The organism is Rhizobacter sp. P3_B12 (assembly GCF_056402895.1).
In genome coordinates this window covers 1-1933 of the sequence record NZ_JBFUGN010001093.1, presented here as the reverse complement: position 1 = coordinate 1933, position 1933 = coordinate 1, and the positions used below count along the sequence as shown (strand labels likewise).

Sequence of the window (1933 nt, the reverse complement as noted above, 5' to 3'; positions counted from 1 at the left end):
CCTCGGGCGTCGTGCCGATGATCGACCGCCTGCGCGACGACTGCCCGGTTGCGCTGGCCGTCTCGCTGCACGCACCGGACGACGCGCTGCGCGACGACCTCGTGCCGCTGAACCGCAAGTACCCGATCGCCGAGCTGCTCGAGGCCTGCAACCGCTACCTCGACAAGGCGCCGCGCGACTTCATCACCTTCGAGTACTGCATGCTCGACGGGGTGAACGACACGCCGGAGCACGCCCGTGCGCTGGTGCGCATCAGCCAGGCGGTGTCGTGCAAGTTCAACCTGATCCCGTTCAACCCGTTCCCGCAGTCCGGCCTGAAGCGTTCGCCGCGCGAGCGCGTGAGCGCCTTTGCGCAGGTGCTGCAGGAGGCCGGCGTCGTGACGACCGTGCGCAAGACGCGCGGTGACGACATCGACGCCGCCTGCGGCCAGCTCGCCGGCGAGGTGCAGGACCGCACCCAGGCCCACAAGCGCATGACGCGTGCACCGATCCGCGTGCACCGCCCTGTCACCGAATCTGCAGACATCACATCACGCTCGAAGGAGGGCCGTTCATGACCTGGGGACGTCGTTGCTTGTCGATCACGCTGGCCGTTGCGGCCCTCTCTGCGTTGCTCGGAGGCTGTACCACCACGACCACCGTGAACGGAGTCGAGCAGGCGCCCAACCGGACCAACTCGCCCGATGACTCCGAGGCCGGCAAGCGGGCGCGGGTGCGCATGGAGCTCGCGAGCGCGTATTTCGCGCGTGGCCAGCTGACCACGGCGCTCGACGAGGTGAAGCTGGCGCTGCAGGCGCAGCCCAGCATGACCGAGGCCTACAACCTGCGCGGCCTGATCTACGCCGGACTGAGCGACGACGTGCTGGCGCAGGAGAGCTTCCGCCGCGCGCTCGAGCTGAGCCCGCGCGACGGCGACACGCTGCACAACTACGGTTGGTACCTGTGCCAGCAGAAGCGCTTCGACGAGGCCTTCCCGCTGTTCGAGCAGGCGATGACGGCACCGCAGTACACCGGCAACGTCCGTTCGATGCTGGCCAAGGGCGTGTGCCAGGCGCGCGCCGGCCAGTGGCCGGAGGCCGAGGCGACGCTGCTGCGTGCCTACGAGCTCGATGCGGCCAACCCCGCGACCGGCGTCAACCTGGCCGAAGTGCTGCTGCGCCGCGGCGACTTCGAGCGCGCACGTTTCTACATCCGCCGCGTCAACGCGGTGGCCGATCAATCGAGCGCACAGACGCTGTGGCTGGCGGCGCGCGTCGAGAACAAGCTCGGCAACCGGCAGGGCGTGGTCGACCTCGGCCGCCAGTTGCGCGACCGCTTCCCGCAATCGCGCGAATCGTCGGCGTTCGAACGGGGGCAGTTCGATGAGTGATCCGGTGCCGGCCGACCCCGAGGGTGGTGCGTCCGCTGGCGAGACGCCAGTGCAGCAGGCGCAGCCCGTGGCGCCGCCGCCTGCCGATCCGGTGACGGCAGGCATGCTGCTGCGCCAGGCCCGCCAGGCGCGCGGCCTGCACATCGCCGCGCTCGCGACCTCGATCAAGGTCGCGCCGCGCAAGCTCGAGCTGCTCGAAGCCGATCGCTTCGACGAACTGCCCGATGCCACGTTCACGCGCGCACTGGCGCAGACCATCTGCCGCACGCTGAAGATCGATGCCGCACCGGTGCTGGCCCTGCTGCCGCAGCCGCAGGCGCACCGCCTCGACCACCTGAGCCAGGGCCTGAACGCGCCGTTCCGTGACAAGCCGTTGGGCGGCGTGCCGACCGACCTGAGCTTCCTGAAGAACCCCGGCGTCATCGGCGCGGTGCTGCTGGCCCTGGCTGCCGCGGCGATCTACCTGCTGCCCAGCGGCTGGATCGCGTCGAACCTGCCGCGCGTCTCCGAAGCCACGTCGGCACCGGCGCCGGCTGCAGCCGATGCCGGCGCGTCGGAGCCGTC

Annotated in this window: 2 protein-coding genes and 1 pseudogene; all 3 read left to right on the top strand. The window is 70.4% G+C overall.

The features are described 5' to 3' along the window. Positions 1–557, top strand: a pseudogene (locus AC1D01_RS32475) (23S rRNA (adenine(2503)-C(2))-methyltransferase RlmN); the annotation flags it as partial. Beyond that, on the top strand, positions 554–1369 hold the full coding sequence (gene pilW, locus AC1D01_RS32470) for a type IV pilus biogenesis/stability protein PilW (RefSeq protein WP_477873617.1): 816 nt from the start codon (positions 554–556) through the stop codon (positions 1367–1369). The pseudogene AC1D01_RS32475 and the gene pilW, both read left to right, overlap by 4 nt. Further along, positions 1362–1933, top strand: a 572-nt coding sequence (locus AC1D01_RS32465) for a helix-turn-helix domain-containing protein (RefSeq protein WP_477873616.1), incomplete at its 3' end; no start/stop codon positions are given. The genes pilW and AC1D01_RS32465, both read left to right, overlap by 8 nt.